19 protein-coding genes are annotated in these 19,605 nt (G+C 59.6%); 16 read left to right on the top strand and 3 right to left on the bottom strand.

All coding sequences use genetic code 11. The annotated features are described in order from the left end of the window. Positions 1 to 33 precede the first annotated feature (33 nt). The 16 genes from iscA to QOL84_RS28395 all read left to right on the top strand — a co-directional run bounded on the left by iscA (position 34) and on the right by QOL84_RS28395 (position 15,039). Complete coding sequence (gene iscA / locus QOL84_RS28470) at positions 34 to 357, top strand: iron-sulfur cluster assembly protein IscA (protein WP_003227904.1); 324 nt, start codon at positions 34 to 36, stop codon at positions 355 to 357. An 8-nt stretch (positions 358 to 365) separates the two neighbouring features. After that, on the top strand, positions 366 to 887 hold the full coding sequence (gene hscB, locus QOL84_RS28465) for a co-chaperone HscB (RefSeq protein WP_283439379.1): 522 nt from the start codon (positions 366 to 368) through the stop codon (positions 885 to 887). 51 nt (positions 888 to 938) lie between these two features. Further along, the gene (hscA, locus tag QOL84_RS28460; RefSeq protein WP_283439378.1) at positions 939 to 2,804 is read left to right on the top strand and encodes a Fe-S protein assembly chaperone HscA; all 1,866 of its coding nucleotides are present in this window, start codon (positions 939 to 941) and stop codon (positions 2,802 to 2,804) included. Next, positions 2,804 to 3,145, top strand: coding sequence for an ISC system 2Fe-2S type ferredoxin (fdx, locus tag QOL84_RS28455; protein WP_007916885.1), 342 nt, complete (start codon positions 2,804 to 2,806; stop codon positions 3,143 to 3,145). Before hscA ends, fdx begins: the two co-directional genes overlap by 1 nt. A gap of 14 nt (positions 3,146 to 3,159) precedes the next feature. Continuing rightward, entirely contained in the window at positions 3,160 to 3,360 is a 201-nt protein-coding gene (iscX, locus tag QOL84_RS28450) for a Fe-S cluster assembly protein IscX (protein WP_008084655.1), read from the top strand. An 88-nt stretch (positions 3,361 to 3,448) separates the two neighbouring features. After that, the gene (gene ndk, locus QOL84_RS28445; protein WP_007916882.1) at positions 3,449 to 3,874 is read left to right on the top strand and encodes a nucleoside-diphosphate kinase; all 426 of its coding nucleotides are present in this window, start codon (positions 3,449 to 3,451) and stop codon (positions 3,872 to 3,874) included. Positions 3,875 to 3,902: 28 nt separating this feature from the next. Continuing rightward, the gene (gene rlmN, locus QOL84_RS28440) at positions 3,903 to 5,051 is read left to right on the top strand and encodes a dual-specificity RNA methyltransferase RlmN (RefSeq protein ID WP_008084652.1); all 1,149 of its coding nucleotides are present in this window, start codon (positions 3,903 to 3,905) and stop codon (positions 5,049 to 5,051) included. A gap of 12 nt (positions 5,052 to 5,063) precedes the next feature. Next, positions 5,064 to 5,822: a type IV pilus biogenesis/stability protein PilW gene (pilW, locus tag QOL84_RS28435; RefSeq protein WP_283439377.1), complete on the top strand. Its 759-nt coding sequence runs from the start codon at positions 5,064 to 5,066 to the stop codon at positions 5,820 to 5,822. After that, entirely contained in the window at positions 5,822 to 6,856 is a 1,035-nt protein-coding gene (locus QOL84_RS28430; protein ID WP_283439376.1) for a RodZ domain-containing protein, read from the top strand. Before pilW ends, QOL84_RS28430 begins: the two co-directional genes overlap by 1 nt. A 3-nt stretch (positions 6,857 to 6,859) precedes the next feature. After that, complete coding sequence (gene ispG, locus QOL84_RS28425) at positions 6,860 to 7,969, top strand: flavodoxin-dependent (E)-4-hydroxy-3-methylbut-2-enyl-diphosphate synthase (RefSeq protein WP_042560922.1); 1,110 nt, start codon at positions 6,860 to 6,862, stop codon at positions 7,967 to 7,969. Positions 7,970 to 8,006: 37 nt separating this feature from the next. Further along, positions 8,007 to 9,296: a histidine--tRNA ligase gene (hisS, locus tag QOL84_RS28420; protein WP_283439375.1), complete on the top strand. Its 1,290-nt coding sequence runs from the start codon at positions 8,007 to 8,009 to the stop codon at positions 9,294 to 9,296. A 41-nt stretch (positions 9,297 to 9,337) separates the two neighbouring features. Then, a complete protein-coding gene (locus QOL84_RS28415; RefSeq protein WP_283439374.1) occupies positions 9,338 to 9,979 on the top strand; it encodes a YfgM family protein in 642 nt (213 codons plus the stop codon). Continuing rightward, positions 9,972 to 11,123, top strand: a complete 1,152-nt coding sequence (gene bamB / locus QOL84_RS28410) for an outer membrane protein assembly factor BamB (RefSeq protein WP_129395382.1) — start codon at positions 9,972 to 9,974, stop codon at positions 11,121 to 11,123. The genes QOL84_RS28415 and bamB overlap by 8 nt, the downstream gene beginning before the upstream one ends. 236 nt (positions 11,124 to 11,359) lie before the next feature. Then, positions 11,360 to 12,829: a ribosome biogenesis GTPase Der gene (der, locus tag QOL84_RS28405; protein WP_129395380.1), complete on the top strand. Its 1,470-nt coding sequence runs from the start codon at positions 11,360 to 11,362 to the stop codon at positions 12,827 to 12,829. Between the two features lie 282 nt (positions 12,830 to 13,111). Beyond that, positions 13,112 to 14,260, top strand: a complete 1,149-nt coding sequence (locus QOL84_RS28400) for a pyridoxal phosphate-dependent aminotransferase (RefSeq protein WP_283439373.1) — start codon at positions 13,112 to 13,114, stop codon at positions 14,258 to 14,260. Beyond that, entirely contained in the window at positions 14,248 to 15,039 is a 792-nt protein-coding gene (locus QOL84_RS28395; RefSeq protein ID WP_283439372.1) for an amidohydrolase, read from the top strand. The genes QOL84_RS28400 and QOL84_RS28395 overlap by 13 nt, the downstream gene beginning before the upstream one ends. Positions 15,040 to 15,202: 163 nt before the next feature. Here QOL84_RS28395 and leuA read toward each other — a convergent pair whose 3' ends face one another. From leuA to xseA, 3 genes are all read right to left on the bottom strand, one after another. Beyond that, positions 15,203 to 16,882 (bottom strand): 2-isopropylmalate synthase, encoded by a 1,680-nt coding sequence (gene leuA, locus QOL84_RS28390; RefSeq protein ID WP_053123514.1) that lies wholly within the window; start codon positions 16,880 to 16,882, stop codon positions 15,203 to 15,205. Positions 16,883 to 17,345: 463 nt separating this feature from the next. Beyond that, positions 17,346 to 18,167 carry a M23 family metallopeptidase gene (locus QOL84_RS28385; protein WP_283439371.1) on the bottom strand — a complete coding sequence of 274 codons (822 nt, stop codon included), beginning with the start codon at positions 18,165 to 18,167 and terminating at the stop codon, positions 17,346 to 17,348. Positions 18,168 to 18,170: 3 nt separating this feature from the next. Beyond that, entirely contained in the window at positions 18,171 to 19,550 is a 1,380-nt protein-coding gene (xseA, locus tag QOL84_RS28380; protein WP_008082520.1) for an exodeoxyribonuclease VII large subunit, read from the bottom strand. Positions 19,551 to 19,605: the final 55 nt, after the last annotated feature.

The following is a 19,605-nucleotide window of genomic DNA, read 5'->3' as shown; positions in this document are numbered from 1 at the left end:
TTTCAAGATTTGGCGACGAGTAAGGAGTCACCGATGGCTATCAGCATGACAGAAGCGGCTGCTCGACACGTGCGGCGCTCCCTCGACGGGCGCGGCAAAGGTGAAGGGATTCGTCTGGGTGTTCGCACCACAGGCTGTTCCGGCCTTGCCTACGTGCTGGAGTTTGTCGACGAGGTGGTTGCAGAGGATCAGGTGTTCGAGAGTCACGGCGAAAAAGTGATCATCGACCCGAAAAGCCTCGCCTACCTGGACGGCACCGAGCTCGATTTCGTCAAGGAAGGGTTGAACGAAGGCTTCAAGTTCAACAACCCCAACGTACGCGGTGAGTGTGGCTGCGGCGAAAGCTTCAACATCTGAGGCTTGTCGTGGGTATTCCTTGTCATTTCGCTTTATTCGAGCTGCAACCGAGTTTCCGTCTGGATCTCGAGCAGTTGGCCACGCGCTATCGTGAGTTGGTGCGCGGCGTTCATCCTGACCGCTTTGCCGACGCTTCCGAGCGTGAGCAGCGGACGGCACTCGAGCAGTCTGCACGTCTCAACGACGCCTATCAGACGCTCAAGAGTCCGGCCCAGCGCGCACGCTACCTGCTGACCATCAGCGGGCATGAAGTGCCGATGGAAGTCACTGTCCATGATCCCGAGTTTCTTCTGCAGCAGATGCAATGGCGCGAAGAGCTTGAAGACCTCCAGGACAGTGCCGACCTCGACGGTGTCGCGGTGTTCAAGCGGCGCTTGAAAGTGGCTCAGGAAGAACTCAACGAAAGCTTCGCAGCCTGTTGGAATGATGCGGCGCAACGCGAACAGGCCGAACGCCTGATGCGGCGCATGCAGTTCCTCGACAAGCTCACCTACGAAGTGCGCCAGTTAGAAGAGCGCCTCGACGATTAACCCAGTGCCGCTCCGGTCGCACGCCTGATATACAGATAAGTCCTGATCACGATGGCCCTACTGCAGATCGCCGAACCCGGCCAAAGTCCTCAACCGCACCAGCGTCGTCTGGCTGTGGGTATCGACTTGGGCACTACCAATTCGCTGGTCGCTGCGTTGCGCAGTGGTCTTTCCGAGCCGTTGGCCGACGCAAACGGGCAGGTCATCCTGCCGTCCGCTGTGCGTTATCACGCTGATCGCGTTGAAGTCGGCGAGTCGGCCAAGCTGGCTGCCGCCTCCGATCCCTTGAACACCGTGCTGTCGGTCAAGCGCTTGATGGGTCGTGGTCTGTCCGACGTCAAGCAATTGGGCGAGCAACTGCCATACCGCTTTGTCGGTGGCGAATCGCACATGCCGTTCATCGACACCGTGCAAGGCCCGAAAAGCCCGGTCGAAGTCTCCGCCGATATCCTCAAGGTGCTGCGTCAGCGCGCTGAAGCGACGTTGGGCGGCGAACTGGTTGGCGCGGTGATTACCGTTCCGGCCTACTTCGACGATGCTCAGCGTCAAGCCACCAAAGATGCGGCAAAACTCGCCGGGCTGAACGTGCTGCGTCTGCTCAATGAACCGACTGCGGCCGCTGTGGCGTACGGTCTGGATCAGCACGCTGAAGGCCTGGTCGCGATTTATGACCTCGGCGGCGGTACCTTCGATATTTCGATTTTGCGTCTGACTGGCGGTGTTTTCGAGGTTCTGGCCACTGGCGGCGACAGCGCGCTGGGCGGCGATGACTTCGATCACGCGATTGCCGGCTGGATCATCGAGAGCGCGGGCCTGTCCGCCGATCTCGATCCGGGCGCACAACGCAATCTGCTGCAAACTGCTTGCGCGGCCAAAGAAGCCCTGACCGATGCGGCCAGCGTTGAAGTGGCTTACGGCGACTGGAAAGCACCGCTGACCCGTGAAGCCTTCGATACGCTGATCGAGCCAATGGTCGCGCGCAGCCTGAAAGCCTGCCGCCGTGCCGTTCGCGATTCCGGCATCGAGCTTGACGACGTACATGCTGTGGTCATGGTTGGCGGTTCGACGCGCGTGCCGCGTGTTCGCGAAGCCGTTGCCGAAGCCTTCGGTCGTCAACCTCTGACTGAAATCGACCCGGATCAAGTGGTGGCCATTGGTGCCGCGATTCAGGCCGATACCCTGGCTGGCAACAAGCGCGATGGCGGCGAACTGCTGCTGCTCGACGTGATTCCGCTGTCCCTGGGGCTGGAAACCATGGGTGGCTTGATGGAAAAGGTGATTCCGCGCAACACCACCATCCCCGTCGCTCGCGCACAGGATTTCACTACGTACAAAGACGGCCAGTCAGCCATGGCGATCCACGTCCTGCAGGGTGAGCGCGAGCTGATCAGTGACTGCCGTTCGCTGGCGCGCTTCGAATTGCGTGGCATTCCAGCGATGGTGGCGGGTGCGGCGAAAATTCGCGTGACCTTCCAGGTCGATGCCGACGGTCTGCTTAGTGTTTCTGCCCGTGAACTGGGTTCGGGCGTTGAGGCGAGCATTCAGGTCAAGCCGTCCTACGGTCTGACCGACGGCGAAATCGCCAAAATGCTCAAAGATTCGTTCCAGCATGCCAATGACGATAAAGTCGCCCGCGTTCTGCGCGAGCAGCAAGTCGATGCCCAGCGCCTGATCGAAGCTGTGCAGGGTGCTCTGGAGGTTGATGGCGAGCGTTTGCTCGACGCCGAAGAGCGCATGGTCATCGACCTGCAGCTGCAGGAACTGGCTGAACTGATGAAAGGTACTGATGGTTACGCCATCGAGCAGCAGACCAAGCGTCTGTCGCAAGTGACCGATGCTTTTGCTGCCCGCCGCATGGATCTGACGGTGAAAGCCGCTCTGTCGGGGCGCAATCTGAATGAAATCGAGGATATCTGATGCCGCAGGTCATTTTTCTGCCCCACGAGAAGTTCTGCCCTGAAGGCATGGTGGTCGAGGCTGCGCCCGGCACATCGATTCTCGAACTGGCCCACGAACACCACATCGAGATGGAAAGCGCCTGCGGCGGCGTCTGCGCTTGCACCACCTGCCACTGCATCATCCGCGAGGGTTTCGACTCGATGGAAGAGGCCGACGAGCTGGAAGAAGACTTCCTCGATCGTGCCTGGGGTCTGGAAGCGCAATCGCGTCTGGCCTGTCAGGCCATCGTCGGTGAAGAAGACATCACCGTCGAGATTCCGAAATATTCGCTTAACCATGCGGCTGAAGCGCCGCACTGACTGGTAAGACTGTCATGAGCTACGGTTGGAATGATGTTCAACGTATTGCAGAAGAGTTGGCCGAGGCCAAGCCGGGTGTAGATCCGTTTTCTGTCAATTTCGTCGATCTGCAGCAATGGATCAAAGAGCTGCCTGATTTTGACAATACCTCTGGTCGAGTTGGCGAGAAGGTGTTGGAAGCGGTTCAGACGCTCTGGGCTGAAGAATTGGACTGATCGTCCTCGCAGGTTAGGCAATACCCAAGAACCCGCGTATAATTCGCGGGTTTAATTTTTCGCAAATTACCGTTTCTGGAGTTACACCATGGCTGTTCAACGCACTTTCTCCATCATCAAGCCTGACGCTGTTGCAAAAAACGTCATCGGCGAAATCACCACTCGTTTCGAAAAAGCCGGCCTGCGCGTTGTAGCTTCGAAACTGAAGCAACTGTCCAAAGCTGAAGCTGAAGGCTTCTACGCTGAGCACAGCGCTCGTGGTTTCTTCGGCGACCTGGTTGCTTTCATGATCTCCGGTCCTGTTGTTGTTCAGGTTCTGGAAGGCGAAAACGCTATCGCTCTGAACCGTGAGCTGATGGGCGCTACCAACCCTAAAGAAGCTGCTGCCGGCACCATCCGCGCTGACTTCGCTGATTCCATCGACGCCAACGCTGTTCACGGTTCGGACTCCGAAGCCGCAGCTGCTCGTGAAATCTCGTACTTCTTCGCAGCTACTGAAGTAACCACTCGCTAAGCATTGGCTTAAGAGTGAAGGTGAATCCATGACTACATCGACTGTAAAAACCAACCTGCTGGGTCTGACTCAACAGGAAATGGAAAAATTCTTCGACTCAATCGGGGAGAAGCGTTTCCGTGCCGGTCAGGTAATGAAATGGATTCACCACTTTGGTGTCGATGATTTCGACGCCATGACGAACGTCAGCAAGGCCTTGCGCGACAAGCTCAAGGTTATTGCTGAGGTCCGTGGTCCGGAAGTGGTCAGCGAGGACATCTCCACCGACGGCACCCGTAAGTGGGTGGTGCGTGTGGCGTCCGGCAGCTGCGTCGAGACCGTGTACATTCCGCAGGGCAAGCGCGGCACCTTGTGCGTTTCGTCCCAGGCAGGCTGTGCCCTGGATTGCAGTTTCTGCTCCACCGGCAAGCAAGGCTTCAATAGCAACCTCACCGCCGCCGAAGTCATCGGCCAGGTGTGGATTGCCAACAAATCTTTCGGCAGTGTCCCGGCAACCGTCGACCGTGCCATCACCAACGTGGTGATGATGGGCATGGGTGAGCCGCTGCTGAACTTCGACAACGTCGTCGCCGCCATGCATCTGATGATGGATGACCTCGGCTACGGGATTTCCAAGCGCCGCGTAACCCTGTCCACTTCGGGCGTGGTGCCGATGATCGATGAGCTGGCCAAGCACATCGACGTCTCGCTGGCGTTGTCCCTGCACGCACCGAATGACGCATTGCGTAACCAATTGGTGCCGATCAACAAGAAATATCCGCTTAAGATGCTGCTCGAGTCGTGCCAGCGCTACATGTCGTCTTTGGGCGAGAAGCGAGTGCTGACCATCGAGTACACCTTGCTCAAAGACATCAACGACAAGGTTGAACACGCCGTCGAGATGGTCGAGCTGCTGAAGAACATTCCGTGCAAGATCAACCTGATTCCGTTCAACCCGTTCCCGCATTCCGGGTACGAGCGTCCGAGCAACAACGCGATCCGTCGTTTCCAGGATCAGTTGCATCAGGCCGGTTTCAACGTCACTGTCCGCACTACCCGTGGTGAAGACATCGACGCCGCATGTGGTCAATTGGTAGGGCAGGTGCTGGATCGCACCCGTCGCAGCGAACGTTACATCGCCGTGCGTGAGTTGAACGCCGACAGCGATCTGGCACAGAACGCCGCGAACACTAACTAAGAGAGGATCTCTATGTCCCTGCGCTTTGCGCTGCTGTTGCTGTTGGCCAGCCTGTGTGCTGGTTGTGTCCTGTCGGGTGACTACAACCCGATGAAGACCAGCAAGGGCCGCGATGAAGCGCGGGCTGCCTATGTGCAGCTGGGGCTGGGATACTTGCAGCAAGGCATGACCGAGCGGGCCAAGGTTCCACTGAAGAAAGCGCTGGAGCTGGACAGCTCCGATCCCGACGCCAACGCGGCCCTCGGGCTGGTGTTTCAGGCCGAATTGGAGCCAGCACTTGCTGACGAGCATTTCCGCAAAGCCTTGTCTTCCCGTCCCGCCGATGCGCGCATCCTCAATAACTACGGCAGTTTTCTCTACGAAGAACAGCGTTACAAGGAAGCCTACGAGCGTTTTGAACAGGCCGCCGCCGATACCCTGTATCCTGAGCGTTCGCGCGTGTTCGAGAACCTCGGCATGACAGCTTCGAAGCTGGGGCAGCGTGATCTGGCGCAGCAACAGCTGGAAAAGGCCCTGCGTTTGAACCGCCAGCAGCCACGTGCCTTGCTGGAAATGGCTGAGTTGTCCTTCGAAGACAGGCATTATGTGCCCGCACGTGACTATTACGACCGTTTCAGCCTGCTAACCGAACAAAATGCACGTAGTCTATTGCTCGGCGTTCGGCTGGCAAAAGTGTTTGAAGATCGCGACAAGGCCGCCAGTTACGGCCTGCAATTAAAACGACTCTATCCCGGTACGCCGGAATATCAGCAATACCTGTCGGAGCAATGATGAAAGCGGCGCATCCCGAAGTTGTAGCAGCGAATCGCGTTAATCCCGGTGAGACCCTGCGCCAGGCCCGCGAAAGCAATGGCTGGTCGCTGGCCGAAGTGGCCCTCAAGCTCAACCTCACCGTGACCTCCCTGAGCAATCTGGAAACCGGCGCTTTCGACAAGCTGCCGGGGCACACGTTTGCTCGCGGTTACATTCGCGCCTACGCCAAGTTGCTCGGCATGGACCAGACCGTTCTGGTCCAGCAGTTCGACCAGTCCACCGGCACCGATTCCCAGGGCAGCAACGTCCACGCCCTCGGCCGTATCGAAGAGCCGGTGCGGGTTTCCCACACCATCTTGCGCATCGTCAGCTTGTTGCTGCTGATTGCAGTCATCGGCGGCGGTTTCGTCTGGTGGCAGGACCAGACCTCGCTGCGGACCAAGGACCTGATCGGCCTGACGCCTGAACACGTTGAAGTCGAGGGTGCCGACGGCACGACGCAGATTCACCCGATCGATGAGCCGGAAGACCAGGCTGTCGAGGAGAATCAAGCCGATACGTCGACTGCGCTGGCCCTGCCTCAGTCTGAAACCACTGCTGAATCGACCGGTGCTGAAGCGGTCGCCCCGGTAACCGCACCAACTGCACCGGTTGCTACGCCAACCGCTCCGGTACATACGCCAGCGCCGGTTGTCGCCACTCCGGCCACGCCAGCGCCAAACGTTCCTGCTACGCCAGCGCCAACTGTCACTGCGCCAGTCGTTCCTGCTGCGCCTGCACCCACCGCAGAAGCGGCCGCTCCGGTTGCTGGCGACGGTCAGGTGCAACTGCAGTTCAACGCCGATTGCTGGGCTCAGGTTACCGATGGTCGCGGCAAGGTGTTGTTCAGCGGCCTGAAGCATAAAGGCGACAACGTATCAGTTTCCGGCAAGCCACCGCTCAGCGTGCGTCTGGGTGTTGCCCGCGCTGCACAGGTCAGCTACAACGGCCAGCCGGTCGATATCGCTCCGTTCACCAGTGGCGAGACTGCTCGCCTGAAGTTGGGTCAATAAGTCATGCACGGCGAATCTCCAATCAAACGTCGCGTCTCGCGCAAGATCTGGGTCGGTAATGTGCCGGTGGGCGGCGATGCGCCTATCGCTGTGCAGAGTATGACCAACAGCGACACCAATGACGTTGCCGCCACTGTCGCGCAAATCAATCGCCTGGAAGCTGCTGGCGTCGACATCGTCCGTGTTTCGGTGCCGGACATGGACGCCGCCGAGGCATTCGGCAAGATCAAGCAGTTGGTCAAAGTGCCGCTGGTTGCCGACATCCACTTCGACTACAAGATCGCTCTGCGCGTGGCCGAACTGGGCGTGGATTGCCTGCGCATCAACCCGGGCAACATCGGTCGTGAAGACCGTGTTCGCGCGGTGGTCGATGCTGCGCGTGATCGCGGGATCCCGATCCGCATCGGCGTCAACGCCGGCTCGCTGGAAAAAGACCTGCAGAAGAAATACGGCGAGCCGACCCCGGCTGCTCTGGTTGAGTCCGCTCTGCGCCACGTTGAACACCTCGAACGCCTGAATTTCCAGGACTTCAAGGTCAGCGTGAAGGCGTCCGACGTGTTCATGGCCGTCGAAGCCTACCGCTTGCTGGCGAAAGAAATCGTCCAGCCGCTGCACCTCGGCATCACCGAAGCCGGCGGATTGCGTTCGGGCACAGTGAAATCCGCCGTGGGCCTAGGTATGCTGCTCGCCGAAGGGATTGGCGATACTATTCGCATCTCGCTGGCGGCCGACCCGGTCGAGGAAGTGAAGGTCGGTTACGACATTCTCAAATCTTTGCATCTGCGTTCCCGTGGCATCAACTTCATCGCCTGCCCGAGCTGCTCGCGGCAGAACTTCGATGTGGTGAAAACCATGAACGAACTGGAAGGGCGCCTTGAAGACCTGCTGGTGCCGCTGGATGTCGCGGTGATCGGTTGTGTGGTCAACGGCCCCGGCGAAGCCAAGGAAGCCCATATCGGCTTGACCGGCGGCACGCCAAACCTGATTTACATCGACGGCAAGCCGGCGCAGAAACTGACGAATGAAAATCTGGTGGATCACCTGGAAAAGCTGATCCGCCAGAAAGCGGCCGAAAAGGTCGAAGCTGACGCTGCCGTAATTGCGCGCGGCTGACCCTGACTGAAGAGCCGAACGAATTTAAGGATTTAAAGTGAGCAAGTCATTGCAAGCCATTCGTGGCATGAACGACATCCTGCCCGAACAAACCCCGCTATGGCGTTATTTCGAGGGCACCGTTGCACGTCTGCTGGATAACTACGGTTACAAGCAGATCCGCATGCCGATCGTCGAGTTCACCGAGCTGTTCAAGCGCTCGATCGGCGAAGTGACCGACATCGTCGAAAAAGAGATGTACACCTTCGAAGACCGCAACGGTGATTCCCTGACCCTGCGTCCGGAAGGCACTGCGGCGTGCGTGCGTGCTGTGCTCGAACACGGCATCACTGGCGGTGGCCAGGTGCAGAAACTCTGGTACATCGGCCCGATGTTCCGCCACGAGCGTCCGCAGAAAGGCCGTTATCGTCAGTTCCACCAGATCGGTCTGGAGGTGTTCAATCTCGACGGTCCGGACATCGACGCCGAACTGATCATCATGACCTGGCGCCTGTGGGGCGAGCTGGGTATCCGTGATGCGGTCAAGCTCGAACTCAACAGCCTGGGCACCAGCGAATCCCGTGGGCGTTATCGTGAAGCGTTGGTCGAGTACCTCTCGGCGCACCACGACAAGCTCGACGAAGACAGCCAGCGTCGCCTGAAAACCAATCCGCTGCGCGTGCTCGACACGAAAAATGCCGAGACTCAAGCGGTGCTGGTCGATGCGCCGAAAATGGCCGAATACCTCGATGAGGAGTCGCGTGCACACTTCGAAGGCTTGAAGTCGCGTCTGGATGCCGTCGGCATTCCTTACGTGCTCAACACGAAGCTGGTGCGCGGCCTCGACTACTACAGCAAAACCGTTTTCGAATGGGTCACCGACAAGCTCGGCGCTCAGGGCACTGTCTGCGCGGGCGGCCGTTACGACGGTCTGGTCGAGCAGATGGGCGGCAAGCCAACCACCGGCGTCGGTTTCGCCATGGGCATCGAGCGTCTGGTGCTGATGCTCGAAACCCTTGAGCAGATCCCGGAAGAAATCTCCCGTCAGGTCGACGTCTACCTCTGCGCCTTCGGTGAAGAGGCTGAATTGGCCGGTCTGGCCCTGGCTGAACGTGTTCGTGATCAACTTCCAAACCTGCGCCTGCAAGTCAATGCCGGCGCCGGCAGCTTCAAAAGCCAGTTCAAGAAGGCCGACAAGAGCGGTGCGCTGTACGCACTGATCCTCGGTGACGACGAAATGGCCCAGCAAGTGGTAGGTTTCAAACCCCTGCGTGGCCAGGGCGAACAACAAAGCATTGCCTGGGATGCGCTCGCCGCTCACCTGGCCACCTGCGTCGTGCAGGGTTGAAGCTGTCCAAACAGCCGATTTAGCGATTAAGGAGTATTGGGGTGTCGAGTACCGAAGACGAACAGTTGGCGGATTTGAAGGACTGGTGGACACGCAACGGCAAACCTCTGGTCACCGGCGGCCTGTTGGCGCTGGTCATCGTGTTCGGCTGGCAGGCTTTTCACAAGTATCAGAGCAACCAGTCGCAAGGCGCCTCGGTGCTCTATCAGCAACTGCTGGAAACCACGCTGACGCCTGACGGCAAGCCTGATGCAGCGCGCGTGGCTGATCTGGCCGGCAAGCTCAACAGCGAATTCGGCGGTTCTGCCTACGCGCAATACGGCAGCCTGTTCGTGGCCAAAGTGGCTGTGGACAGCGGCAAGCTGGACGACGCCGCGACCGAACTGAAAGCCATCGTCGACAAACCGGCCAACCCGGCGCTGGGCGAAATCGCCCGTCAGCGTCTGGCGCAGGTGCTCGGCGCGCAGAACAAGGCTGAAGATGCCCTGAAACTGCTCGACGGCGACGCCGACAAAGCGTTCCTGGCCACTCGCGAAGAACTCAAGGGCGACCTGCTGGTGCAGTTGGGCCGCACCGATGACGCGAACAAGGCGTATCAAAAAGCCAAGGCGGCACTGTCGGATGAAGCGGCGGTCGGTGGCCTTCAAATCAAGCTCGACGACCTGGCCAAAGGGGATGCGTGACGTGATCCGTTGGAAGCATGCAGCATTGCTGGCTCTGGCCCTTCTGGCCGCGGGTTGCAGCAGCAACAGCAAGAAAGAATTGCCACCGGCCGAACTGACCGACTTCAAAGAAGAAGTGGTTCTGCAGAAGCAGTGGAGTCGTTCGATCGGTGACGGTCAGGGCGAAACCTACAACATGCTGGTGCCGGCGATCGACGGTGACACCATCTACGCGGCCGATGTGACCGGCGTGGTGATGGCCATGGATCGTGGCAACGGCGATGTGAAGTGGAAAAAGGATCTTGATCTGCCAGTCTCCGGCGCTGTTGGCGTGGGTTACGGTCTGGTTCTGATCGGTACGCTGCGTGGCGAAGTCGTTGCTCTGGACACCATCAACGGTGAAGAGAAGTGGCGCGCTCGTGTGAACAGCGAAGTCCTCGCGCCGCCGGCCAACAACGGCGACGTCGTGGTGGTGCAGACTCAGGACGATCGTCTGATCGGTCTGGATGCCTCCACCGGTACTCAGCGCTGGGTCTATGACAGCACGCCTGCCGTCCTGACCCTGCGTGGCACCAGTGCGCCGCTCGTCACCAACCGCCTCGCGGTGGCTGGCCTGTCGACTGGCAAAGTGGTCGCTCTGGACATTTCCAACGGCGTGCCGGTGTGGGAACAACGGATCGCGATTCCACAAGGCCGTTCGGAACTGGAGCGCGTGGTCGACATCGACGGCGGTCTGCTGTTGTCCGGCGGCACGCTGTACGTTGCCAGCTATCAGGGTCGCGTTGCGGCACTGGATCTGGAAAGCGGTCGTCAACTCTGGCAGCGCGATGCGTCGAGCTACGCCGGTATTGCTCAGGGTTTCGGCAGCGTTTACGTGAGCCTGTCCTCGGGCACCGTTGAAGGCGTCGACGAACGTTCCACCACAGCATTGTGGAGCAACGATTCGCTGGCTCGTCGTCAACTGTCGGCTCCGGAAGTGTTCTCCAGCTACGTTGCAGTCGGTGACCTGGAAGGTTATCTGCACTTGCTGAGCCAGGTTGACGGTCGTTTCGTCGGCCGTGAGCGCATCGACAGCGACGGCCTGCGTGCCCGTCCGCTGGTGGTGGGTGACACGATTTATGTATATGGCAACAGCGGCAAACTGGAAGCCCTGACCATCAAGTAACAACTATGCTTGGGGTTAACACCCCCAGGCAGCTTCACTTGTGAGTGTGGATGTGGGAGCGAGCCTGCTCGCGATGGGCGTCAACGATTACGCAGACGGCCTGAATAAACTCGGTGCCTTGGCGTTTTTCGCGAGCAGGCTCGCCCCACAGAGAACACCCACAGTGTTGCCCCGAGCACCAGCCGCTGCCTCGCAGCGGCTTTTGTATTTTCTGAAATAACGAAGTGGAGAGCCGCATGGTTCCCGTAATCGCCCTGGTGGGCCGACCGAACGTCGGCAAGTCCACCTTGTTCAACCGCCTGACCAGGACTCGCGACGCCATCGTCGGCGATTTGTCCGGTCTGACCCGTGATCGCCAGTACGGTGAGGCCAAGTGGCAAGGGCGTTCCTACATTCTGGTCGACACCGGTGGTATCTCCGGTGACGAGCACGGTATGGACGAAAAAATGGCCGAGCAGTCGCTGCTGGCCATTGAAGAAGCAGATGTCGTGCTGTTCCTGGTAGATGCCAAGGCCGGTTTCACCGCCGCCGACCAGATGATCGCCGAACACCTGCGCAAACGTAACAAGCGTTCCTACGTGGTAGCCAACAAGGTCGACAACATCGACCCGGAAATGGCCCGCGCTGAATTCGCTCCGTTGGGCATGGGCCACGCGATTCCTGTCGCCGGTGCTCACGGCCGTGGCATCACCCAGATGCTGGAAATCGCCCTGGGTGATTTCCCGAGAGACGAAGAAGACCCGGAAGACGGCGAAGAAGAAATCGTTGCCGAAGGCGAGGAAGCCAAGCGCATTCCTGGCCCAAGCGAAAAAGACGGCATCAAGATCGCCATCATCGGCCGTCCGAACGTCGGCAAGTCGACCCTGGTCAATCGCATGCTCGGTGAAGACCGGGTAATCGTTTATGACCAGCCCGGTACCACGCGCGACAGTATCTACATCCCGTTCGAACGGAATGAAGAGAAGTACACGCTGATCGACACCGCCGGTGTGCGCAAGCGCGGCAAGATCCACGAAGAAGTCGAAAAATTCTCCGTGGTGAAAACCCTGCAAGCGATCAAAGACGCCAACGTGGTGATCTTCGTGATGGACGCCCGCGAAGGTGTGGTCGATCACGACCTCAACCTGCTGGGCTTCGCCATCGAGTCGGGTCGTGCGCTGGTGATCGCGATCAACAAGTGGGACGGCATGACGCCGAGCGAGCGCGACTTCGTCAAGGTCGAGCTGCAGCGTCGTCTGTTCTTCGTTGATTACGCCGACATCCACTTCATCTCGGCACTGCACGGTACCGGCGTGGGCAACCTCTACGCGTCCGTACAGAACTCGTTCAAGTCGGCGGTCACCCGCTGGCCGACCAACCGTCTGACCCAGATTCTCGAAGACGCGGTTGGCGAGCACGCGCCACCGATGGTCAACAACCGCCGGATCAAGCTGCGTTACGCTCACTTGGGTGGTGCCAACCCGCCGATCATCGTGATCCACGGTAACCAGATCGAGAAAGTGCCGAAGTCGTATGTGCGCTATCTGGAGAACACTTACCGTCGTGTGCTCAAGCTGGTCGGTACGCCGATCCGCATCGAGTTCAAAGGCGGCGAGAACCCGTACGAAGGCAACAAAAACACGCTGACCGACCGCCAGGTCAACAGGAAGCGTCGGATGATGTCGCACAGCAAGAAAGCCGACAAAAAGCGCCGCGACAAGAAGTAAATCGCCGCTTGCTGACGGGCTTTTGTGGCGAGGGGATTTATCCCCGTTGGGTCGCGTAGCGGCCCCAAAACCTGTGGCGAAGGTGTAACAGGCACTCCGCATTGATAGGGTTTGCGACTGCTTCGCAGCCGAACGGGGATAAATCCCCTCGCCACAGTGTTTGGTGTTGTACGAATGAGAGAAGGGTGCCATCCGGCGCCCTTTTTTTATGGGCGCCGGATGGGCTATCCTCGGGCTCTCCCGCGCCGTCGTCAGAGCCGGGTGTTGAGCAGGGAACCCCCGATGATCACCAGTAAGCTGCCGAATGTCGGCATCACTATTTTCACGCAGATGTCTCAGCTCGCGGCGCAAACCGGAGCCATCAACCTGTCCCAGGGTTTCCCTGATTTTGACGGCCCGCAGTCGCTGCGTGACGCGGTCGGTCGGCATATTGCCAGTGGCCATAACCAGTATTCGCCGATGACTGGCCTGCCGGCGCTGCGCGAACAGATTGCGCTGAAAATCGCTCGCAGTTATGGCGTGCAGGTCAATGCCGACAGCGAAGTGACGGTCACGCCGGGTGCGACCCAGGCGATCTTCTGTGCGATTCAGGCGGTTATCCACAGCGGCGACGAAGTCATCGTGTTCGATCCTTGTTACGACAGCTACGAACCGGCGACGGAATTGGCGGGCGGTCGTTGCGTGCATGTGCAGTTGAACCCGGACGACTTCTCCATTGATTTCGACAAGCTCGCCGCGGCCCTGAGTCCGCGCACGAAAATGATCGTCATCAACACCCCGCACAACCCCAGCGGCGCCTTGATCAGCCGTGCCGAGCTGGATCAACTGGCGGCGCTGATCCGTGATCGCGACATCTATCTGATCAGCGACGAAGTCTACGAACACCTGGTGTTCGACGGCGTGCCGCACGTCAGCGTGCTGGCGCACGAAGAGCTGTATCAGCGCGCCTTCGTAGTCAGCTCCTTCGGCAAGACTTACCACGTTACCGGCTGGAAAACCGGCTACGTCGTCGCGCCGCCGGCGTTGACCGCCGAGCTGCGCAAGGTGCACCAATACGTCAGTTTCTGTGGTGTCACACCGCTGCAATACGCCTTGGCCGATTACATGGCCGAGCACCCTGAACACGTCGAAGAGCTGCCGGGTTTCTATCAGGCCAAGCGTGACCTGTTCTGCGATTTGCTGACGCCATCGCGCTTCACTTTCAGCCGTGTCACCGGCACCTATTTCCAGCTGGTCGATTATTCGCAGATCCGCCCGGACTTGAATGACGTCGAAATGGCCATGTGGATGACCCGTGAGCACGGCGTGGCAAGTATTCCGGTATCGGTCTTCTATCAGAACCCACCCGCAGGCCAGCGCCTGGTGCGGCTGTGCTTCGCCAAACGCGAGGAGACGCTGCGTGAAGCGGCGGCAAAACTATGCGCGATCTGAGTGCGTTACCCGATCTCAATCTGGCGCTGATCCAGACCACCCTGGCCTGGCATGATCGCCAGGCCAACCTTGAGCACTTCGAGCAATTGCTGGAGCAGGCGCGTGGTGCGGACCTGATCATTCTGCCGGAGATGTTCACCACCGGCTTTTCGATGGAGTCCGAGACCCTCGCCGAAGCCGAGAACGGCCCGACCAGCAAATGGCTGCGGGTTCAGGCGGCGAAACTCGATGCAGTGATTACCGGCAGCGTGATCATTCAGGCCGCTGACGGCAGCCACCGCAATCGCCTGCTGTGGGCGCGGCCGGATGGAGAAGTGCTGCATTACGACAAGCGTCATCTGTTCCGCATGGCCGGCGAGCACAACCATTACACCCCCGGCGAACGCCAGGTGCAGTTCGAACTCAAGGGCTGGCGCATCCGTCCGCTGATCTGCTATGACCTGCGCTTCCCGGTGTGGAGCCGTGATGCACAGGACACCGATTTGCTGCTGTACACCGCGAACTGGCCGGGTGCGCGGCGTTTGCACTGGAATCGCCTGTTGCCGGCGCGAGCCATTGAAAACCTTTGTTATGTGGCGGCGGTGAATCGCATTGGTACCGACGGCAAGGGTTTTGCCTACACCGGTGACAGTCAGGTGCTGGATTTCCAGGGCGAAACCTTGCTGGCGGCGGGGGAGGCGGACGGCGTGTTCAAAGTCGTGCTGGAGGCCGCACCACTGGCGGCTTATCGCGAGCGTTTCCCGGCGAATCTGGATGCCGACACGTTCGAGCTCACCTGAGGCAGCCGATCGTTCCCACGCTCTGCGTGGGAATGCAGCCCGTGACGCTCCGCGTCACTGGACGCGGAGCGTCCCTTGAGGCATTCCCACGCGGAGCATGGGAACGATCGCAAAAAAGGCCCCGGCGTTTAAACGCCGGGGCCTTTTGCATTTCAGCAGTCGATTACGCCGCTTTCGCCTCAGGCTGGCTCAGCGAGCGGTTCAGCGCGCTGAACAGTGCCTTGAAGCTGGCCGTGGTGATGTTTTCATCGATACCCACGCCGTGCACCGCACGTTCACCGTTCACGCGCAGCTCGATGTAGGCCGCCGCTTTGGCGTTGGTGCCCGCGCCGATCGCGTGTTCGTTGTAGTCCATGATTTCCACCGGAATCGGCAGGCCGGCGACCAGTGCTTCCAGCGCACCGTTGCCCTTGCCGCGCCAGTGCAGGTTGGTTTCGCCCTGACCTTTGCTCGCCACTTCCACTTCAACATTGCTGTTGCCGTTTTCTTCCTGCAGGCGATGGCTGACCAGCGCGTACGGGGTGTTGGCTTGCAGGTATTCGCTGATCAACAGCGAGTGAATCTGCTTGGCCGTCATCTCCAGGCCGAGACGATCGGTTTCACGCTGCACCACCTGGCTGAACTCGATCTGCATGCGACGTGGCAGGCTGATGCCGTATTCCTGCTCCAGCAAGTAAGCGATGCCGCCCTTGCCCGACTGGCTGTTGACGCGGATTACCGCCTCGTAGCTGCGACCAATGTCGGCCGGGTCGATCGGCAAGTACGGCACTTCCCACAGTGCATCCGGTTTCTGCTGGGAGAAGCCTTTGCGGATCGCATCCTGGTGCGAACCGGAGAACGCGGTGTGGACCAGGTCGCCAACGTACGGGTGACGCGGGTGAACCTGAATCTGGTTGCACTCTTCGACGACTTTGCGCACGCCGTCGATGTCGGAGAAGTCCAGCTGCGGGTCGAGACCCTGGGTGTACATGTTCAGCGCGACGGTGACGAGGTCGACGTTGCCGGTACGCTCGCCGTTGCCGAACAGGCAGCCTTCGACGCGATCAGCGCCGGCCATCAGACCCAGCTCGGTGGCGGCAACGCCAGTGCCGCGGTCGTTGTGGGTGTGCAGGCTGATGATCACGCTGTCACGACGGTTGATGTTGCGGCCGAACCACTCGATCTGGTCGGCGTAGATGTTCGGCGTCGCGCACTCAACGGTGGCGGGCAGGTTGAGGATCATCTTGTGCTCAGGCGTCGGGTTCCACACCTCGATCACCGCGTCACAGACTTCCTTGGCGAACTCCAGCTCGGTAGCGCTGAAGGTTTCCGGCGAGTATTCGAAGGTCCACTCGGTGTCCGGCTGCATGGCGGCGTATTTGACGAACAGTTTGGCCGCGTTGACCGCGATGGCCTTGATGCCGTCCTTGTCCTGGTTGAAGACGATGCGACGGAAAGAAGGCGAGGTGGCGTTGTACAGGTGAACGATGGCTTTCTTCGCGCCGCGCAGGGATTCGAAAGTACGCTCGATCAGGTCTTCACGACCTTGGGTCAGCACCTGAATAGTGGTGTCGTCCGGGATGTGGCCTTCTTCGATAAGAGTACGCACGAAGTCGAAATCGGTTTGCGAAGCGGCCGGGAACGACGCTTCGATTTCCTTCACACCGACCTGAACCAGGGTTTTCCAGAAGCGCAGCTTCTTCACCGCGTCCATCGGCTCGATCAGCGACTGGTTACCGTCACGAAGGTCGGAGCTGCACCAGATCGGCGCGGTGTCGATGGTTTTCGACGGCCAGGTACGATCCGGCAGATTGATGACAGGAAACGCGCGGTATTTCGAAGACGGATCTTTGAGCATGCTCATCGGGAAATTCCTTATTGTCTGGGCCGAAAAGAGGCGGCCTGCCGGTGTAACGAATGTTGTGGGAAAACGTCGGACGAGGCGCAGCGATTCAGCCCGGCAGTCGTGCGCTGACGAGGCACAGGCTGCGGTGCTGGCGAAGCTGAATGAGGGTGTGAGAGGTTTTCATGCCTTCAACCCTAACCGCGAGGGCAGAGGATGGCAAGCAGTCGAAAAAAATTGAGAGGAATACCCGGAAAGCGGGATTTTGCAGGATTTTATTGCGCTTTAGTCGGTGGATCTTGTCGATGTTTGCGTGAGGTTAGATCCGGGCGCAATTGAGGGTGGTTGGGTGTCAGGGGTGTTTGTGGGGTGGCTAGGCCGCCTTCGCGAGCAAGCCCGCTCCCACAGTTGAGCGTGTTCTCAACACAAATCCAGTGTGGGAGCGGGCTTGCTCGCGAAGAGGCCATCAGCCTCACTCAATTTCTTAAGGTTGAAACGCACCAATGAAAATCGCCGGATCCACCCGCGCATCATTCAGGCTGACATTCCAGTGCATGTGCGGCCCGGTCGCCCGACCGGTCATGCCAACCTTGCCCACCACCGCGCCACGCGCCAATTGATCGCCGACCTTCACGTCAATCTTCGACATATGGCAGAACATGCTGATGAAGCCCTGCCCATGGTCGACAAATACCGTGTTGCCGTTGAAGAAGTAGTTGCCGGTGAGGATCACCTTACCCGCCGCCGGAGTCTTGATCGGTGTGCCTGCCGGCACCGCGAAATCGAGGCCAGCGTGGGGATTGCGCTCTTCACCATTAAAGAAGCGGCGCACACCAAACTTGCTCGACAGCGGCCCGTTCACTGGTTTGTCCAGCAACAGATTGCTCGGCGTATTCGGGCTGAAGCTGCGGTAAGCCTTGATCTGCTCGGCCAATTCGCCTTCGATGCGCTTGAGGTTCGACTGATCCGGATTGACTTGCTGCTTGTTCTTCAGGGTGATGCGCTGCTCCGGGTATTTCTTGTTACCCACGGTGAACGGCAGATTACGCCCGCCGCTGCTGATCTGCTGAGAGCCAGGCTTCACGGTCAACGGCACACCAACAATCGCCAGCCAATTGTTCTGTTCTTTTACCACCAGCAGCGGTTTGCCTTGATACGTGGCTTTCGGCGCCTGTGCGCCAGCGCCGAGATCAACCACCGCCACGCCGCCCGGCACAGGCTTGTTCAGCAGCCGGGTGATGTAACTGTCGGCGTGGGCATTGAACGTCAGGCACAGCAAAAACAGTGGAGCCAGAAAACGCGGCATGGATCAGTCCAGTAAAGAGAGAGTGACAGGCGTCAGGTGATTATCCTCGACGCGCACTTGCAGTTCGCCTTCGCCCAGTTTGGCTTTCAAACGCTGGCCGGTGTGGGTTTGCGCAGCGTTGCGGATCGCGTGGCCGCGTTCATCGAGCAGAATGCTGTAACCCCGACCGAGCGTTGCCAACGGGCTGACCACATGCAGCGTCTGCATTTGACTGTGCAGTTGCAGGCGACGGTTTTTCAGGCCTTCGCGCATGGCGCGCGGCAGACGTTCGGCGAGGCTGTCGAGGCGCTGGCGCAACATCGCCAACTGGCGGCCCGGATGTTGCCCGGCGAGACGAGTTTCCAGGCGAATCAGCCGTTCGCGACGAGTATTGAGGCTGCGCTCGAAGGCGCGGCGCATGCGCATGTCCAGATCGTCCAGACGTTGCGCTTGCTGGCGCAGACGCTCGCCGGGATGCCGCAGGCGACGCGCCATGCCTTCGAGGCGCAGACGATCACGCATCAAACGGTCGCGCATGCGCATCACCAAACGGCGATGCAGACTTTCGACCTGACGGATCAAATGGCTGGAATCGGGCGCGAGTAACTCGGCGGCGGCGGAAGGCGTCGGTGCGCGTACGTCGGCAACGAAATCGCTGATCGATACGTCGGTTTCATGGCCAACCGCGCTGACAATCGGCGTCACGCAAGCATCAACGGCACGTGCCACGGCTTCTTCGTTGAAGCACCAGAGGTCTTCCAGCGAGCCGCCGCCTCGGGCGAGGATCAGCGCGTCGAATCCACGGGCATCGGCCATTTTCAGCGCACGGACGATTTGCGCAGTGGCTTCGCGGCCCTGCACAGCGGTGGGAATCAACGTCAGTTGCACCTGCGGCGCACGGCGGCGGAACACACTGATGATGTCGCGAATCACCGCGCCGGTTGGCGAACTGATGATGCCGATGCGTTGTGGATGCGCCGGTAACGGTACTTTGCGTTCGGCACTGAACAAGCCTTCGGCGCTGAGTTTTTCCTTCAGCGCATCGAAGGCCAAGCGCAGGGCGCCATCACCTGCAGGTTCGACGGTGTCGAGAATCAGTTGATAGTCGCCGCGGCCCTCGAACAACGAGACCTTGCCGCGCACCTTCACCGCCAGGCCATCCTTCAGCGCCTGGCGCACGCGCGCCGCGTTCTGTCGGAACAATGCGCAACGCACCTGCGCGCCGCTGTCCTTGAGGGTGAAATAGATGTGCCCGGACGCCGGACGGGCGAGGTTGGAGATTTCGCCTTCGACCCAGATGTTGCTGAACACGTCTTCGAGCAACACCCGCGCGCGGCCGTTGAGCTGGCTGACGGTCAGGACTTCACGGTCCAGGCCAAGTCTTGCAAAGGGATCTTTAATCATGGGGCGCAGTTTAAAGGCATTCTCCTGATCATTGCACGATCCCCGTAGGAGCTGT

Origin of the sequence: Pseudomonas helmanticensis, from assembly GCF_900182985.1 — a bacterium.
GTDB classification, from domain to species: domain Bacteria; phylum Pseudomonadota; class Gammaproteobacteria; order Pseudomonadales; family Pseudomonadaceae; genus Aquipseudomonas; species Aquipseudomonas helmanticensis.
The sequence above is the reverse complement of the archived record's forward strand: the minus strand, read 5'-3'. Positions and strand labels throughout refer to the sequence as shown.